This is a genomic window from Chitinophaga sp., from assembly GCF_035538455.1.
In the GTDB taxonomy this organism is placed as follows: domain Bacteria; phylum Bacteroidota; class Bacteroidia; order Chitinophagales; family Chitinophagaceae; genus Chitinophaga.
Genome location: NZ_DATLKJ010000082.1, coordinates 17,207 through 34,893, shown reverse-complemented (window position 1 = coordinate 34,893; position 17,687 = coordinate 17,207). Strand labels below are relative to the sequence as shown.

Here is a 17,687-nt window from a genome sequence, read left to right as displayed (position 1 = left end):
TACCGGGTTGGTATCCGTTTGTATGCATTCAGTTTTTTAGCGAGGCTCTCCCTCTCCTGTTTCACAGAAAGACTTCAGGCTCCTCAGAAACTTTGCCCAATCATAGTTACAGCTGGCGAACAGGTCTGTAGCGGATTTCCAGTCTCCATGTGTAAAGCGCAGCAGCGTATTGCCGTCTCTTTCTTCGAGGTCAAAAGATACTTTGGTTCCTGTCCATTCCTCGATAGAGTTAATACAATCCCACGCCACCCGCTTATGAGATAATTCGGTTATCTTCATTTCGTTGCGGAATTGTCCGAAGACAAATACATTCACGAATCCTTTTTCCGGTTTGGCAGTTGTTTGTTTACACCACCATGATTCAATCCCTTTCCGGGTAGTAATTGCGTCGTACACTTTTTCCGGGCTTACTTTTATCACCAGATTAAGTCTGATATCCGCCATGACATTAATTTTTGTTTTTAAAATGATATTTACTGACAAAAGTATTATCCAGGCATTGCTCTGTCCGGGTATTGTTTGGACATTATACAGGGTGGATCCGGACAATTTTTTCAGCGGCTGCTGCAAGAAACATGATCCTATTCTCGTATATACAACAACGTAACATCACGCAAAAGAAAGCGCCTATCTAACTGAAAAACAAATACTTACAATCACCCATACACATCCTGGCACAAACTTTGCAAGCAGGCACACGTTCTAACAACGGTACCAATAATTGTTTAGCAACATGTGTCGTGACACGCGATGATTATTATAATTTAACCCAATTCATTTTTTATGAGCATGTTTACAAAATGTGGAAAGTCTCTGGTGATTGCTTCTTCTGTACTGGCTTTAAGTGGCACTGCGTTTGCACAGGATAGTACCCATAAAGTTGACCGTGTAACTCCTTTCAACGGCGTGAAAGATTACCGTACCTGGTCTGTTGGTGTATGGGGCGGGGGGTCCGCAGCATTTGGTCCATTTGGCGGTCCTTACTATTTCAATAACTTCGACTTCAATCATGTTGGTCTTGTGTATGGCGGATATATAAAGAAACAGATATTCCACAATTTCGGTCTGCAGGCAGACTTCATGCGCGGGCAGGTAAAGGGTTCCACCAAAGCGTCTCAGTCGCTGGTTGATGGTATCAAAGAATTCAAGACAGATATTGAGTGGTCTGCTTCCTTAAGCGGTGTGTTGAGTCTGGGTGCTATTAACTGGATCAACAAGCAGAGCTACGTGATACCTTACCTCTCTGCAGGTGCTGGTACCATGGCTTTCAAACCTACAGTAGAGACAGCTTCCGGCAAAACTGCGGTATTGAATTCAGCTGGTAAGGCTACACATCAGGAACTTTTTATTCCAGTGGGTGTTGGGGCCAAGTTCGTAGTAGCGCGCGGTGTGAACATCGATCTGGGCTATACGATGAACTTTGTAAACAGTAAAGTATTTGATGGCGTGAACAACGGCAGCAAAGATAAGTTCTCTACCGCCCGCCTGGGTGTTGAGTTTGCGCTGGGTAACAAGAAGAAACCCCAGCTGGCTGTTGTAAACCCTGCGGCGCAGGTTGCGATGGATCTGTGGGATAAAAACGCGGCGCTGAAGAACTCACTCGCAGAGAGCGATGCCCGTAACCAGGCTGCTATCTCTCAGATGCAGCAGGAACTGAACAGCATGAAAACGGATTCTGACAACGACGGTGTTCCTGACTATCTTGACAAATGTCCGAATACTCCTGCCGGCACTAAGGTTGACGGCGCCGGATGCCCGCTGCCTACACCTGTTCAGGTAGTGAAAGAAAAGATTGTAATCACTGATGCAGATAAGAAAGTAGTGAAAGATGCGATCGACAACCTCGAATTCGATCTTGGCAAAGCTACGATCAGAGCGAACTCTCTCCCTAGCCTGGATAAAGTTGCTTCGCTGCTGGTGGAAAAGAACTTCAGCCTGAAACTGGCCGGCCATACCGATAACACCGGTTCTGCTACTACCAATATGCGCCTGTCAAAAGAACGTGCGGAAGCTATCAAAGCATACCTGGTTTCCAAAGGAGCTAACCCTTCCAGGATCGAGGCTACCGGTTACGGCTCTACGCAGCCGATCGCGAGCAATAAAACTGCTGCTGGCCGTCAGCAGAACAGACGTGTAGAATTCACTTTATACTAAACGAAGCCTGATACTACAACAAAAAGCTGCCTCTTGTGGGGCAGTTTTTTTTTTGCGTGAAATTCTCCTCCGGATTGTTTCCGTTAATGCATAATTAATCTGCCCTCCTCTCCTATGAACGCTGGCTGCATGATATGATGGTAATTTTATTGAGCTGATAATTCCTGACTATTCATCATTTTAAATACCCGACTCCTTTCCCTCGTTTAAAACCCATATCATGACAATGAAACTTTACCCCTACAAGTGTTTATTATGGCTTCTCCTATGCATGCTTTCCTGTTTTCCACGGTTAAGTGCGCAGGTATACGCTACCACTCAAACAAATGGCGTTACGGGCATTTGTTTGCTCTGCGGCGTATCTGACCCCAACAATCCGGTGAATAACACCAATCTGTCTGACTTCTCCACTTTCAATATCACGGCAGGCTTACTGGGTGTTACTGTACAGCAGACGTTGATATTTCCCGCAGCAAGTGTTACCGGATGCGACTCGCTGATTATCGGCATTGGCAGTGGGAACGCACTCCTTTCCGTTAATCTGCTGGGAGGTATCACTGTACAGACCTATAATGGCAGCACTGCTAATAATGACGTACAATCCATAACGGGAAATATTCTGCGACTGTTGCAGGTAAGCAACAGAGGGGAAATTACATTAAAACCCCAGCAGCAATTTGACCGCGTAAAGGTGACTTTGAGCAGCAGCCTGCTTGGACTGCTTAATTCTTTTCAGCTGTATTACGCTTACAGAAAGTCCGCCGTTCCTGTGCCTGTAGCACCTGACAGTGTAGCCCTGTGTCAGGGAGACACGGCAGTCATCAATGCAACGCCTTCTCCAGGCGCTACTATCAAATGGTACAATGCCAGTAGTGGTGGCACACTGTTGGCTACCGGCAGCAGTTACACTGTAAGTCCGGCCGCCACTACCACCTATTATGCAGAAGCTGCATCCGGAGGATGTGTGAGCCCCCGTAAATCTGTAACGGTGAAGGTCAATCCCAAACCGGCCAACCCGATGTACACAGTGCCTCAGGGCTTTATCTGCGGCAATCAGGTAATTATAATCTCCAACTATACATCTGATGTTCATTACAATGTAAGAGTGAAGTATTATGATTATTTAGGTGTTACCAGGGATACTTCTTTCAGTGTGCTGAACACTAATACATTCAGCGTCATCAATTATAGCGCATATTCTTCCCAACCGGTAGACGTGTATGTACAGGCAGTAAATATTTTTGGCTGTAAATCAGACAGTGTGCGCCGGTCATTCCTGTTCGGTGCAACAGCGGAGTTACCCACTGTTGATGCGGACAGTGTAACAATCTGCTATGATAACAGCACTATATTGCATGGTTATATTCCCAGATCCAATCTCCCCACTATCCGTTGGTACGACGCTCCATCCGGAGGTAATCTGCTATACAGTGGTAATTACTTTATAGTCAATCCGAGGCAGACAACCACTTACTATGTTACAGCAGCAGTTCCCTGCGAATTCCCACAACGCAGGCCGGTGAAGGTTATTGTAACGAAGCTTCCTTCCCCGGATTATGTGGTGCCTCCGGGATACACCTGCGGCATCGTACATCAGTTCCCTGTGTTGAACCATAGTGCCGGAATTAATTACAAGGTGCGGGTTAAATACACCAACTCTATGGGACAATTGCTCCAGGATACATCCTACATCGTGGTTAACAAAGATACTATTACAACGAGCATGCAGCCACAAACGCTTCTGATGCAAGGTGATGTCTATGTGCAGGCAGTAAATCCTGTTACAAACTGTAAATCAGATACCGTACATCAGGTATTTATAATCGGCTCTTCCTCTGCACTGCCTAATGTGGATGCAGACAGCATCCCGATCTGCCGGGGAGACAGCGCTACCCTGCATGCGTTTGTTCCCGGGACCAGCGTGCCTGTCATTAAATGGTATGATGCTTCGGCTAATGGTAATCTGCTGCATGTAGGGAATTTCTATACAGTCAGTCCCCCGGCTACCACCACCTATTACGTAACGTCAGCCTACCTGTGCGATTATCCGCAACGCAAGCCGGTAAAGGTAATCGTGAACATCTGCCTGACAAAGGCCACCTCATCAGAGACGTTACCCGCAGGCTTAAAAATACAGACGCTGCAGCTCTATCCTAATCCCACCAGCGGAGAAGTCAGGTTTATTACCGATAAAGACCTTCGTGGGGGCCTGGCCATTATCAGGGATATGACGGGTAGGGAAGTACGAAGAGAAATCCTGCAGAAGAATGGGATGTATCTCCCGGCCATGCAAGCGGGGATATACTTCATCCAGGTTATTATCACACCAAAAGAAAGCTATATTGGAAAAGTACTAGTGCAGCCATGATGTACATCAGGTCATTACTTTACCTAATCATGGAATGGCGTTGGAGCGCGATTCCATGCTATAATTTTCAGCGTATAAAATATACCCCTATGATAAATAAACCATACAATCCTATCAGCACAACTGTATTAATGTTTATACTTTTGTTATGTCTCCCGGGTAAGCTGTCTGGACAACAATATGCGACCAGTCAGACAAACGGCGTTACGGGCATTTGCCTGTTCTGTGGCGTATCTGACCCAAATAATGCGGTGAATAACACCAATCTGTCTGACTACTCCACATTCAATATTACCGCGGGCCTCCTGGGAGTTAGTGTCCAACAGACGTTGATATTTCCTGCGACAAGTATTACGGGATGTGATTCATTGATTATCGGAATTGGGAGTGGGAATGCACTCCTTTCCGTAAATCTACTGGGAGGTATCACCGTACAGACCTATAATGGCAGCGCTGCCAATAATGACGTACAATCCATTACCGGAAATATTCTGCGTCTGTTGCAGGTAAGCAACAGAGGGGAAATCACATTAAAACCCCAGCAACAATTTGACCGCGTAAAAGTTACTTTGAGCAGTAGTTTACTGGGATTACTTAACAGCTTTCAGCTGTATTATGCCTACAGGAAATCTGCTATTTCTGCTCCAGTGGCACCCAACAGTGTAGCCCTGTGTCAGGGAGACACCACTATCCTCCAAGCAACGCCTCCTCCGGGCGCCACTATCAAATGGTACAATGCCAGCAGTGGTGGTACACTGTTGGCTACCGGCAGCAGCTATCAAGTCAGCCCCGCCACCACTACCACCTATTATGCAGAAGCCGCATCCGGAGGATGTGTGAGTTCCCGTAAGCCCATCACAGTACAGGTTAATCCCAGGCCTGCTAATCCGGTGTATTCAGTACCGCAAGGATATGTCTGCGGCAGTGCGCTGCTGTCTGTATCCAATCACAGCAACGGCATCAATTATAAAGTGAATATTCATTTCGTGCCTTTTGAAACGCCGGCTTACGATACATCCTATACAGTTGTTAATAATAACGTTATTACTACACCGCCGGTAATATTTGGTGGCGGAGGAACAGCAACGATTGGTGTACAGGCCGTAAATCCAATAACAGGATGCAAATCAGACGTAATTAACAGCAACATCGTTTATGGAGCATCGGCGAGACTACCGGACGTAAATGCAGACACTATTACTATCTGTAAGGGAGACACTGCCAGCTTCACGGCCTCCAACCCCATCGTGAATATTGTCATCTTCCGCTGGTATGATGCCCCTACTGGTGGGAATTTACTGTTCACTGGCAAGACATTTAAAACAAGTCCGGCTGTCACCACCAGCTATTACGTATCTGCCGGGTTCGATTGTGAATTCCCTATACGCAAAGCTGTTACGGTAATTGTGAAGAAACTGCCGAACCCTCAATATAACATTCCGCAGGGTGTTGTTTGCGGAAGTCCCGTCATTAAGATCACCAATCATCAGAATGGCTTCAACTACCGGGTAAGAAAAACGGACCGCTTTTTCGGCACTATTGTGGCTGATACTTCTTTCCTGATCATCAACAGAGATTCGATCAATGTGCCCGGACTGACCACCTTCTTCTCTACTACTGTGACGCTTGCTGTGCAGGCTGTAGATCCTGTCAGTGGCTGCAGGTCCGACACTGTCAGCGGAATTTATATACAGGGCAGCGTTGCAGCACTGCCTACTACCAACTTCGATAGTGTAACCATTTGTAATGGTACCGATACAACACTTAGTGCGTATGTTCCGGGATTTACCTCCGCTATTATTTACTGGTATGATGCGCCCAGTGGAGGAAACTTATTATATACGGGCAAGAATTACAAGGTCAGCCCTGGCGTGAACACCACATATTATGTAACAGCGGGTGGTTATTGTATATTCCCACAGCGAAAGCCGGTGAAAGTAAACGTTGTTAACTGCCCTGCTGCACAGCAGACATGGCTACCACAACCAACTGCGCACGGTGCAACCGAAAAACTTATTATCTATCCCAACCCTGCTACGCACCGTGTTTCGTTTGGCAATAGTACTGACTTCAGTGGCAGCCTGCTCATTATCTGTGACCTGAACGGCAGGGAAATGCAAAGGACGATGATTGATCGTAACACGCTGGAGATCCGGCCGCAATTGCCTGGTGGATATTATCAGATCCAGGTCATCACCAAAGGAAAGAAGGTATTCAACGGCAATATAATCCTGTATCGATAACAATACCCGCAATAATCTGATGAAGAAAGCCAGGAATGAACGTTCCTGGCTTTCAAATATTATCTGCATCAATAGTCATTACAGCTCATCTATTACATCTTTATACCCTCTTCCTATGGGTATAGTTGTACCGTGCAGCTCCACCATTTCAGCTGTATAAGATTCAATCTTGCTGACTGATACAATGAAAGACCGGTGTATACGCTTAAAAGCATCAGCAGGCAACATCTCTTCCATCTCATTGGTGCTCATCTTGGACATATACTCATTCTTTGTGGTAACGATCCTGATATACTCCCGCTGGCTTTCGATGTATAGTATTTCTGCAAACAGGATGCGGACCTTTTTCTTCTGCACATTTACGAAGATGAAGTCCCGTGTTTCACCGGAGGACTTCTTCTGGTCTGCCTTTACTTTATTTACGGCTGTGAGGAAGCGTTCAAATTCAAATGGCTTCAGCAGGTAATCCGTTACATTTAAATTGAAACCTTCCACTGCGTACTGATGATAGGCCGTTGTAACAATGACGGCAGGCGGATCGGCCAGCGTTTTCAGGAAGGCCATGCCTTTCAGTTTGGGCAGATGAATGTCGAGGAAGATAAGATCTGTATCCTGCTGCAGCAAGAACTCTGAGGCCAGGATCGCATCTTTGAAAGTTTTTTGCAGCTCCAGGAAGGGAACGGCGGATATATAGTCGATCAACACCTTTGCAGCCAGTGGTTCATCCTCAATAATAATACACTTTATCTTAGGCATGACTTGCGAGATTTATTTTTAGCGTAGCCGTAAACACATAATCGCCTTGTTGTACATCCAGGTTGTAATCGGTGTACAGGAGCTCCAGCTGTCGCCGCAGGTTGGACAGGCCGATGCTTGCCTTTGTTTTGTTATCGCTCACAGGATCGCCGGTGGAGTTCTTCACCATAAAGAACAGCTGCCTGTTCTTTATGGAAAGATGAATATCTACATATGGTCTGTCCAGCGTTTCTGATACGCCGTGTTTGAAGGCATTTTCCACCAGTGGTATCAGCAGTAAAGGGGGTAATGACTGCTTCATGTCTTCCAGGTCATGGTTGAAATTGATGCGCAGGGAATCATCGTAGCGCAGCTTCTCCAGGGCAATATAATCGTCGATGATTTTCAGGTCCTGTTCAACGGCAATATATGGGCCGCTGGTTTCATACAGCATATACCGCAGTATCTTGGATAAGCGGAGAATGGATTCCGGCGCCAGGTCCGACTTATCCCTGGCCAGCGAGTAGATATTGTTCAGGGTATTGAATAAGAAGTGAGGGTTGGTCTGTGATTTCAGGTAGTTCAGCTCCGCCTGCTGATTGGCAATACGCAATTGCTGGGCAGCCTGTTTCAGCTCTATATGTTTGACAACATGCCGAACGATGGCAAAAAATATAACAGCACCTATACTGTAACCGGTGAGATCGCCAATTCTTTCGTTCATAGGTTTCGGCTCCCCCAAGGGCGTGTAGATATGTAACGTTACGCCAAAAGATCGCCAGATAAAGAAGCCCAGGGAATAAATAAAAAAGAATAGCAGTAATGTAAAAAAACCGCTGACGGGTTTTTTCCAACTCAGTTTTGGGAGGGAGTGCTCCAGTAACCGGTAGTTCGCCAATGATAAATAAACAACGAGCCAGGCTTCGTTTACAACTCCCGGCAGGAAGTCACCTTTACTTTCTGATAAATGGCCCAGCACATTTATTACGAAAAAAACAGGGACTAACCACAGGTATAACTGGCACTTCTTGATGTCAGATAGTTTCTTCATTTGGTATTTGCTGGGATAAATGTCGATAAATATTTTTCCATAACCTAATCAATCCTTCTCCCAGACGCAACTCCGTCGTTTGTTGACCATTTTCCGTCGTTTGTTGACGCGCCGAAAATGCAACCATTCCGATCCATTAATTTTATGCTGCCGGCAAATCAAAAGATCCTAATCCTTACACTCAATATTAAATAAACCATGAACAACATTATACAATTCGGTGAAAAAGTTGAAGGCTATGATATTCCGGTATTGAATGAACGGGAGATCAGGGCCGCCGCAGGAATTCTCTTTCTGGCCACCTATACTTCATTTATGTTTATCCTCTTTGATGGCAATTTTATAATGATCAAATATGTCATCCCTGTTTTCCTGCTCGACCTGCTGATACGGGTCTTCATCAATCCCAGGTTCTCGCCTATGCTGATCCTTGGACGTCTGATCGTCCGCAGGCAGACACCCGAATATGTGGGCGCCCCGCAGAAGCGTTTTGCGTGGAGCATCGGGATTATATTGTCTGCCACTATGTTTTACTTCCTGGTGATTGAAAATGCCTACAGTCCTATTACGGGTAGCGTATGCCTGATATGCCTGCTGTTCCTCTTCTTTGAGGCATCGTTTGGCATCTGTCTGGGTTGCCTGTTCTATTCTCTGTTCTTTAAAAAGAAAGTACAACATTGTCCCGGCGAAATATGTTATACTAACAACAGGCAGGCGATTCAGAAGGTATCAGTAGTACAGCTCGTTATATTAGGGTTACTCATTACCATTCTTTTTATGGCCCCACCATTTCTACAGGAGCAGTTCAGCAAGGCACCCCATGATCTGTTCAGATCCTCCAACACGGCTAAACACAGATAACAATGCTACAGTTCCCTTTGTTACGTGGAAGCGGATTGGAAGGCTACTTTTCTGTTTACCGCAACAATATTGTTGGTCAGCAGCAATTCTTCAAATCCCCCTTTGGAAGAAAACGAATCGTATACGCCGACTGGACTGCCAGCGGCCGCGCCTACGGACCTATTGAAAAATGTATCCGGCAGCAGGTACTTCCCTTTGTAGGTAATACGCATACCCACACTACTGTTACGGGCACCTTTATGTCTGATGCCTACGAAACAGCCAAAAGCATTATTAAGACGCATGTCAATGCCGGCAAGGATGATGCATTGCTCTTTTGCGGCAGTGGTATGACGAGCGCCGTCAACAAGCTGCAACGGATATCAGGGCTGAGGATACCGGAACGTGTTGCCGATTATATGCACCTCTCCTTTCGCCACGAAGTATTGAGGCCGGTTGTATTTGTAACACATATGGAGCACCACAGTAATCATCTCAGCTGGCTGGAAACTCATGCCACAGTAGAGATCATCGGATGCAACGAGCAGGGGAATGTGGATATGCAGCACTACCGCGCGCTGCTGGACCAGTATAAATATCATCCGGTGAAAATAGCTGCCGTAACAGCCTGCTCCAACGTTACCGGTATTCAGACACCTTATCATGAGATGGCGAAGCTCATTCATCGATACAACGGTCTATGCTTTGTGGACTTTGCCTGTTCCGCCCCCTACTGTCACATTAATATGCATCCGGGTGACGCTGATGCTCACCTGGATGCCATTTACTTCTCATCGCATAAGTTGCTAGGAGGTCCGGGTACGCCAGGCGTATTGATCTTTAATAAGGCGCTTTACAGGAATACCGTTCCCGATCATCCGGGAGGAGGCACTGTCCATTACAGTAACCCCTGGCAGGTGCGTGAATATATCACGGATATTGAACAACGTGAAGACGGCGGAACACCGCCCTTTCTGCAGGGAATAAAGGCCGCCATGTGTATCCGGCTGAAAGAAGAAATGGGGGTGACTAACATACTACAGCGGGAGGAGGCATTGCTGGCTATTATCTTCTCCAGGCTGTCTGCCATCCCTCAGGTGCAGGTGTTGGAGCCTGAGGTAACAAAGCGCCTGGGTGTTGTATCTTTTATAGTAACCGGCGTTCACTACAACCTGATTGTCAGGTTGCTCAACGATAAGTTTGGTATTCAGCTGAGAGGTGGATGCTCCTGTGCCGGCACATACGGACATCAGCTGCTCCATGTAGATAAGGCCTGGTCTTACGGGATACTGGATGCCATCCTTATCGGAGATCTGTCATGTAAGCCTGGCTGGGTGAGATTATCTATTCATCCGACGATGACCAATGACGAAATCAACTTCATCATGGATGCCATTGAAGTAACTATTGCTCATATAAAGGAATGGGGAAAGGATTATTACTATGACAAGCATTCCAATGAATACTACTTTACCGGGAGAGAAGTGCAGGACGATCAGCAGGTAATGAGTTGGTTTGATGCGAGCCGTTGGTAGTGCCTGCCACCAGCTTCAGAGAAAGGATGTCTCAAAACGGCATCCTTTCTTCGTTACAGGAGATAATACGTCAGGGCATGTAAGGCCGGTTACTGCAGGTAATGTTTTACAATTGCGGATAAAATTATAGAAAAACGGACCTTAATAGAAAGTATAATCGTAATTTACCTAACTTTATAACATGGCCCTGTTCAGAAATATAATTATCACTGTACTGGTTTGCTGTATCCTTAAAGATACGCTTACAGTGCCTTTGGTATTTCTGAACTTCAATCTCCAACAGGGCTATATTGCGAAGAACCTTTGCGTCAATCGTAACAAGCCTTCTCTTCATTGTAACGGGCATTGCTATCTAAACAAGCAACTTAAGAAAGCAACAGATCAGCAAAAGAAAAATGCCTCTTCTATCAATGAAAAGAATGAATCTCCGCTTTTTGTAGAGCCGGTAAGGCAACTCACCATTGCAGTTTCAGTAATCCGCATATCAAATTATGAGGCGCCGGCCAATGATGCCGCGACCTTCCCATCGCATGCCCTTAGCATCCTCAAGCCACCGGAAATTCCTGTTTGCTGCTAAGAATTTTTGCTATTAACATTAACGGACTGGAAACCATTGCCTGTACTGACAAACAGGTCAGGAAGCGTATAATCTTTATGATTATATCAGGTATTGTATTGCTACTCCGGCAACATGGCCGGAATAGTACGGGCGTTATTTTTTTGATGAAATATTAAAACTGCTTCCGCAAAGATGTATGCAAAAATATTTTGCACCATTGCGCTGAGCGGGTGGATGTTGTTTGTCTTTTCGCAAAGCAGAAAAGATACTGGCATTGGTAACCCGCAACTACTGGAGGAGGTGATTATCACTGCCGGTAAGAAGGAAGAAAAGCTTCTGTCTGCAGATATATCTGTTTCTTATCTGTCTTCGAAGAAAATACAGGAAACGCGTACCTGGGGCTTGTCGGGGCTTACCGGGGTAATACCCAATTATCAGTATGGTGATATTGGTGCAGGATACCAACAGGTGATCGCTCTTCGTGGAATCAGCGTATTCAGTGGCAATCCGTCTGTGGCAACGTACATAGATGGTGTCAATGCAATGAATATTACGGCAAACGGTATCCAGCTAATGGATGTTGAGAGGATTGAAGTGCTGCGTGGCCCACAGGGAACGCTCTATGGCCGTAATGCCATGGGAGGCGTGCTGAACATCATTACCAGGCAACCTGGCAATAACACCAGTGGATTTGCAGAGGTAAGCATAGGCAATAATGGCCTGCAACGATATGGTGCGGGTATAAAAACGCCGTTGCTGAAAGACAGGCTGTTCGTTGGTTTCTCCGGGCAGCTACAGGAGAAACATGGGTACTACAGGAATGACCTGTCTGGCAGCAAATTGCAGGGCACAGCAGCTGATGGCGTACGCATTGGCGATGAACGCTCCTTCTACGGCAATATTTTCCTGCGTTACCTGTCTGATAAACATTTTGACATTACGTTCAACATCAAAGGGCAGCTGGATGCTTCTCCGTTTGCAAGCGCTTATTTCCTTACAGTGCCTGATCCGCAGACGGCGATGGATGATCCTTTTGTGTTTCGCGTCAACAGGCTGGGTAAAAGTAAAAGGCAGTTACTGAATCAGTCGTTGTCTTTCAACTACCACTTGCCGCGGGTTAAAATATCGGGTACTACTGCATTTCAATATGTCGGTCTGTCGTATGACAATATTGACTTTATTGATCAATCGCCGCGTGACATTGGCTTTGCATCCAGCTTTCATAGCCGGCCTGGCGATGTCATCCCGCAACGGATCATCAGTCAGGAGTTCAGGGTTGCTTCCAGCGGCAGTGAAAGCCGGTTGCAATGGACTACGGGCGCATACCTGTTTATGCAGTTGAACGATCAGCGCACTGCCAGCACTTACCTGCGGGAAGCGGCGCCCCTTTTTGGCATTGCTGATTCGCTGGCTGAAAGTTATTTTCCCAGAACATCGGTATACCAGGCAGATGAGCGTAACACAGGCATTGCGTTCTTTGGTCAGGCTGACTATCATTTCAGTAACCGGTTGAAGCTTACGGCGGGATTGAGATATGATTATGAAAAAAGAACGGGGGATATTGTTGCATTCAGTATTGTCAAGAATACAGGCAGCGTATATACGTTACCGGAAAGCCACAAGGAGAAGGCGTTTACAGCCCTATCACCCAAAGTGGCAGTGAGTTATGAGATAAGTGCGCAACAACATATTTACCTCTCTTATACCCGGGGTTTCAGAGCCGGCGGACTTAATATGTTCACCACTTTATCTGGTGCAACGTCTTACGATCCGGAGTATTCTGACAATTATGAACTGGGATACAAACTTCTTTCCGCAGACAGGAAATGGTCTGTAGCAGCGGCAGCATTTTATATGAATTGGCGTGGCCTGCAGCTCTATTATAGCCCTGACGGCGTTTCTTCTGTTATCAGCAATCTGGGGCGCGTACGATCCATCGGTGCAGAACTGGAAATTACCGCTCTCCCGGTAAGGCGCCTCCAGTTGGATATGAGCCTGGGGGCTAACAACGCCAGATACGGAAACTTTACGCTGGATGGGCAGCATATTTCAGGCAAACGTACTATCATGGCACCTATTACTACGCTATATCTGGGAGCGCAGTATACAGTACCGCTGGCCAGGGGCATAAATGCCAGCATGCGGGGTGAATGGCGGAACACAGGCGATCAGTATTTCGATATTACCAATACGATCAGGCAGCCTTCTTACAGTCTTATCAGTATAAGAACGGGAATCAGCGCAGAAAATATGGAGCTGATGTGGTGGGTACAGAACCTGACGGATCAGCACTATATTGCTTACGCAACACCCTTTTCTTCTTTTTCTAAAAGCACGCTGCTGGGGAGTCCCAGGTCTTTTGGCGTAACCATTACAGGAAAATTCTGAGTACATTTCAAAGTCTCCTGTTTAACTACTTAAATCCAGATCCGGTGAAAAACATTTTTCTTCCCGTGGTATTGTCATGTTGTATGTTCGCGCAGTTGTCCTGTCAACATTCCTTCAACAATAAAAGCCATCCGGCGGCATCACATAATGAATTGATGAAGCGGATCATGAAGGCGCCTAAAATGAATATCAAAACGATAGGTATCCTCCTGTATGATGATTACTTTCCACTGGATGCCATGGGGCCGATGGCTGTACTATCAGAACTGATGGGTACCAGGGTATTCTTCGTAGGGCTGAAAAAAGGGTTAGTAAAGAATTACCAGATGCAGGTACAGGTAGATACCACCATTGCGGAAGTAGATCAGCTGGACATGCTGGTAATTCCGGGGGGATACACCAGTACCTATCTGTTGACGCAAGACACCACATTATTAAACTGGATAAGAAAGATTGACAGCAGGTCAAAAATTACAGCCAGTGTGTGCACAGGCGCATGGCTTCTTGGAGCAGCAGGTTTGTTAAAAGGGAAAAATGCAACGACCCACTGGTATTACAAAGCCCAGCATATATTGGAAGGTTATGGCGCTCATACGCAAAACAGAAGGTATGTCAGGGATGGTAAATACTGGACATCGGCGGGTGTTTCTGCAGGCATGGATATGAGTCTTGCCATCATCAAAGAAATACGGGGAGAGGAATATCTGCAGGCCGCTATGCTTGACCTGGAATACAATCCCAAGCCTCCTATAACCGGAGGACAGCCAACCAACTCGGATAAACAGATCGTGGATATGATGGTGACCATGTACGACATGGGGCTTCAACCTTTACTCGACAGCATAGAAAAGAAAAAAAGTTTATAGTCACCTAACATGCTACAGCAGCTAATTACAGCGACACAGGTATTTTAATTTCAGTCTGATGAGGTACACATGTAACATGAATGCAGTCACAGGATTTATTTTAGCAGTATTATCCATTTTTAACCACTATAAAACACCATTCTTCTCTTCGCGGAAACTGAAACAATTTGCGAGTCTTTTCTTTACACCAAGCCACATATGACCTATTAAAATTATCCAACCTATTTCCGTTGTACTATCAGCGTGCATGCTACAATAACCCGTAGTCTGCAGCGCATCAAAGTTTTTTTTTCTATGCAACTATGTCAAACGTTGCCGGATGTTGTGTTCCAACATGCCCGGTACAATGGCGATGCTGTTTCATTTATTTATGAAGCGCAAGCGCTCACCTGCAGTGAACTGAACCTTTATTCCAACAGAGTCGCCAACGGCTTGCTTGGCAATGATTGCCATGCCCAGGCGCGAATCGCGATATTGGCAAAGGACAGTGAATACACTTATGAAATATTTTTTGGCAGCACAAAAGCGAAAACGGTCGCCATTCCTATAAACTGGCGGTTGGCAACACAGGAACTTCTTTTCATTTTAAATGACAGCGAGTCTGTTGTATTATTTGTCGGAGAAGAGTTTATTCCTGTGATTGAACAGATCAGCGGGGAGTTGGAACGTCTGCGCAAGATTATTATCATTTCAGGTTCACATGCTACCTGGGAAACATATACATCATGGAGGGACCGACAGCTGGGAACTGCACCGGAACTGGAATACGGCTCCAACGATGTGGTGGTGCAAATGTACACCAGCGGTACAACTGGTCATCCCAAAGGCGTTCAGCTGGCTCATTACAGCTTTTTCCGGTTATTACAGGGCATGTCTGCACAGGGGGATCAATGGATGTCGTTGAACGCAGCAGATAATTTTTTACTGCCTTTGCCATCATTCCATATAGGCGGTCTCTGGTGGGCGATTCAGGGGTTTATTGCTGGCGGGCGATGTATCATAATGGACACGTTTGTTGCCTGGAAGGCATTGTCGTTGATACAAGAACACCGGATTTCCAAAATGGTGCTGGTACCAGCTATGATGCAACTGATGTTGTCAGAGCCTTCATTCGCGGCGGCTGACTTTTCTTCACTTCAGGGCTGTGTATATGGCGGATCGCCGATAGCACCGGAGCTGATGCACAAAGTAATGCGTGCATTTGGCTGCAGCTTTTATCAGATATATGGATTGACAGAAACGGGAAACATGGCAGTATGCCTACGTCCTGAAGACCATACACAGGAAGACAGCCATATCCTGAAAGCTGCGGGCAGGCCATTCCCGGGGGTCCATGTAAAGATCATAGACACGAAAGGGAATGTGCTTCCGGCAAATACGATTGGAGAGATCTGCATCAACTCCCCCTCCAATATGACGGGCTACTGGAAGCGGGAACAGGCTACCCGCGAAACACTGGTAGATGGGTATATACATACAGGAGATGCAGGATACCTGGATGAAGCAGGATATGTATATGTGTGTGACCGCATTAAAGACATGATTATTTGCGCGGGAGAAAATATCTACCCCGCTGAAATCGAAGCGGCGCTGTATGAACATGAAGCTATTGCAGAAGCAGCAGTGATAGGCGTTCCAGATGACCAATGGGGCGAAGTGGTAAAGGCGTTTGTTGTACTTCACCAAAACTCAGCAGTGAAACAAAGAGAACTCATCAACTTTCTGCGTACAAGGATTGCAGATTATAAATTACCCAGAAGCATCGCAGTAGTGGATTCGCTACCTAAAACTCCAAGCGGCAAACTACTCAAAAGGATTCTGAGAGCCCCTTTCTGGGAAGGAAGGGAAAGGCGCGTCAACTGATTGTCACAGGTTGCATCCGATAATATATATGCGCTGTTTCTATCACAGCGAATGGGAAAGGTATGCCCGGAAGCCACCGCAGACTGTACACGATAAAATAGCCTGTTCTTCTTTCACTCAAAAAGAATGGCAGAAAGCCTATTGCCACGGACCAAATCAACACATTTTTCAACATCACGTTAATATTTAACAATGGAAACAAAAAAAGCAATCTTCAATGACGCTCCAGCAGGAGAAATCGGTGCTGAAATTATTGGCCTTGACTTAAGAACATTACCGGCTGATGCACCAGAACTGGAGGAAATTCTTCAACTGATCTACCGCAACAAACTAATCGTTATCCGCGGACAATCACTCACTCCGGAAGAATATGTAGCGTTCACCAAAAAACTGGGAAGGCCGCAGATCTACTTCCAGACCAATTATCATCATCCGGAGCATCCGGAGATCTTTGTCTCTTCCAATGTACTGGAAGACAACAAAAAAATAGGCGTATCCGGTACGGGGCGCTACTGGCATACCGACTGCGCCTTTGAAGAAAAGCCGCTTTCCTTTACATCGTTGTTGCCTCAGATCTTCCCGAAATCAGTCAGGGAGACTTACTACATCGACATGAGCAAGGTATACAGGAATCTGCCTGCTGACCTGAAAGCTTATGTTGATAACACAAAGTCTGTACAGGATGCAAGGCTTCGTTATAAGGTACAGGAGTCTGACATAGACAAGTCCATCCTGGAAATCCTGGAACGTTTCGGCCAGGAAGCGCCTCCGGTGGAACACCCGACTGTTATCGAGCATCCGGTTACCCATGAGAAGATCCTCTATATAAACAGTGGCTTTACCACTAAACTGGTTGGATTAACCCATGAGGAAAATGAAACGGTACTGAGGGCGTTGTTTGATTTCGTGGAAAAAGAAGAGAATATCCACACGCACAGCTGGGAAGAAGGCGACCTGCTTATCTGGGATAACCGCTTCCTGATACATAAAGCCTCTTCTGTTCCAAAAGGAGAAATGAGCAAAAGCTACCGGATAGGCATATACGATAATCATCCTTTTTATGTTGGGCTTGAAAAATAATACTT

Annotated in this window: 13 protein-coding genes; 10 read left to right on the top strand and 3 right to left on the bottom strand. The window is 46.1% G+C overall.

The annotated features are described in order from the left end of the window. Positions 1-36: 36 nt before the first annotated feature. On the bottom strand, positions 37-444 hold the full coding sequence (locus VM802_RS09305) for an SRPBCC family protein (protein ID WP_325529596.1): 408 nt from the start codon (positions 442-444) through the stop codon (positions 37-39). Positions 445-783: 339 nt separating this feature from the next. On the opposite strand from VM802_RS09305, the gene VM802_RS09300 reads away from it, so the two are divergent. From VM802_RS09300 to VM802_RS09290, 3 genes are all read left to right on the top strand, one after another. Further along, the gene (locus tag VM802_RS09300; RefSeq protein WP_325529594.1) at positions 784-2,154 is read left to right on the top strand and encodes an OmpA family protein; all 1,371 of its coding nucleotides are present in this window, start codon (positions 784-786) and stop codon (positions 2,152-2,154) included. 220 nt (positions 2,155-2,374) lie between these two features. Continuing rightward, positions 2,375-4,522 carry an Ig-like domain-containing protein gene (locus VM802_RS09295; RefSeq protein WP_325529592.1) on the top strand — a complete coding sequence of 716 codons (2,148 nt, stop codon included), beginning with the start codon at positions 2,375-2,377 and terminating at the stop codon, positions 4,520-4,522. A gap of 89 nt (positions 4,523-4,611) precedes the next feature. Next, the gene (locus tag VM802_RS09290) at positions 4,612-6,765 is read left to right on the top strand and encodes an Ig-like domain-containing protein (RefSeq protein WP_325529590.1); all 2,154 of its coding nucleotides are present in this window, start codon (positions 4,612-4,614) and stop codon (positions 6,763-6,765) included. A 78-nt stretch (positions 6,766-6,843) separates the two neighbouring features. Here the strand turns inward: VM802_RS09290 and VM802_RS09285 are convergent, their stop codons facing one another. Continuing rightward, the gene (locus tag VM802_RS09285) at positions 6,844-7,521 is read right to left on the bottom strand and encodes a LytR/AlgR family response regulator transcription factor (RefSeq protein ID WP_325529588.1); all 678 of its coding nucleotides are present in this window, start codon (positions 7,519-7,521) and stop codon (positions 6,844-6,846) included. Then, complete coding sequence (locus tag VM802_RS09280) at positions 7,514-8,551, bottom strand: sensor histidine kinase (protein WP_325529586.1); 1,038 nt, start codon at positions 8,549-8,551, stop codon at positions 7,514-7,516. The genes VM802_RS09285 and VM802_RS09280 overlap by 8 nt, the downstream gene beginning before the upstream one ends. A 198-nt stretch (positions 8,552-8,749) precedes the next feature. On the opposite strand from VM802_RS09280, the gene VM802_RS09275 reads away from it, so the two are divergent. The 7 genes from VM802_RS09275 to VM802_RS09245 all read left to right on the top strand — a co-directional run bounded on the left by VM802_RS09275 (position 8,750) and on the right by VM802_RS09245 (position 17,682). Beyond that, entirely contained in the window at positions 8,750-9,412 is a 663-nt protein-coding gene (locus tag VM802_RS09275; protein ID WP_325529584.1) for a DUF4395 domain-containing protein, read from the top strand. Positions 9,413-9,414: 2 nt separating this feature from the next. Further along, positions 9,415-10,926, top strand: coding sequence for an aminotransferase class V-fold PLP-dependent enzyme (locus VM802_RS09270; RefSeq protein WP_325529582.1), 1,512 nt, complete (start codon positions 9,415-9,417; stop codon positions 10,924-10,926). A 181-nt stretch (positions 10,927-11,107) separates the two neighbouring features. Next, complete coding sequence (locus tag VM802_RS09265) at positions 11,108-11,503, top strand: hypothetical protein (RefSeq protein WP_325529580.1); 396 nt, start codon at positions 11,108-11,110, stop codon at positions 11,501-11,503. A 174-nt stretch (positions 11,504-11,677) separates the two neighbouring features. Continuing rightward, positions 11,678-13,873, top strand: coding sequence for a TonB-dependent receptor (locus tag VM802_RS09260; RefSeq protein ID WP_325529578.1), 2,196 nt, complete (start codon positions 11,678-11,680; stop codon positions 13,871-13,873). Between the two features lie 44 nt (positions 13,874-13,917). Next, a complete protein-coding gene (locus VM802_RS09255) occupies positions 13,918-14,739 on the top strand; it encodes a DJ-1/PfpI family protein (protein ID WP_325529576.1) in 822 nt (273 codons plus the stop codon). A 294-nt stretch (positions 14,740-15,033) separates the two neighbouring features. Beyond that, positions 15,034-16,602 carry a long-chain-fatty-acid--CoA ligase gene (locus VM802_RS09250; protein ID WP_325529574.1) on the top strand — a complete coding sequence of 523 codons (1,569 nt, stop codon included), beginning with the start codon at positions 15,034-15,036 and terminating at the stop codon, positions 16,600-16,602. 192 nt (positions 16,603-16,794) lie between these two features. Continuing rightward, a complete protein-coding gene (locus VM802_RS09245) occupies positions 16,795-17,682 on the top strand; it encodes a TauD/TfdA dioxygenase family protein (RefSeq protein ID WP_325529572.1) in 888 nt (295 codons plus the stop codon). The last annotated feature ends 5 nt before the right edge of the window (positions 17,683-17,687 follow it).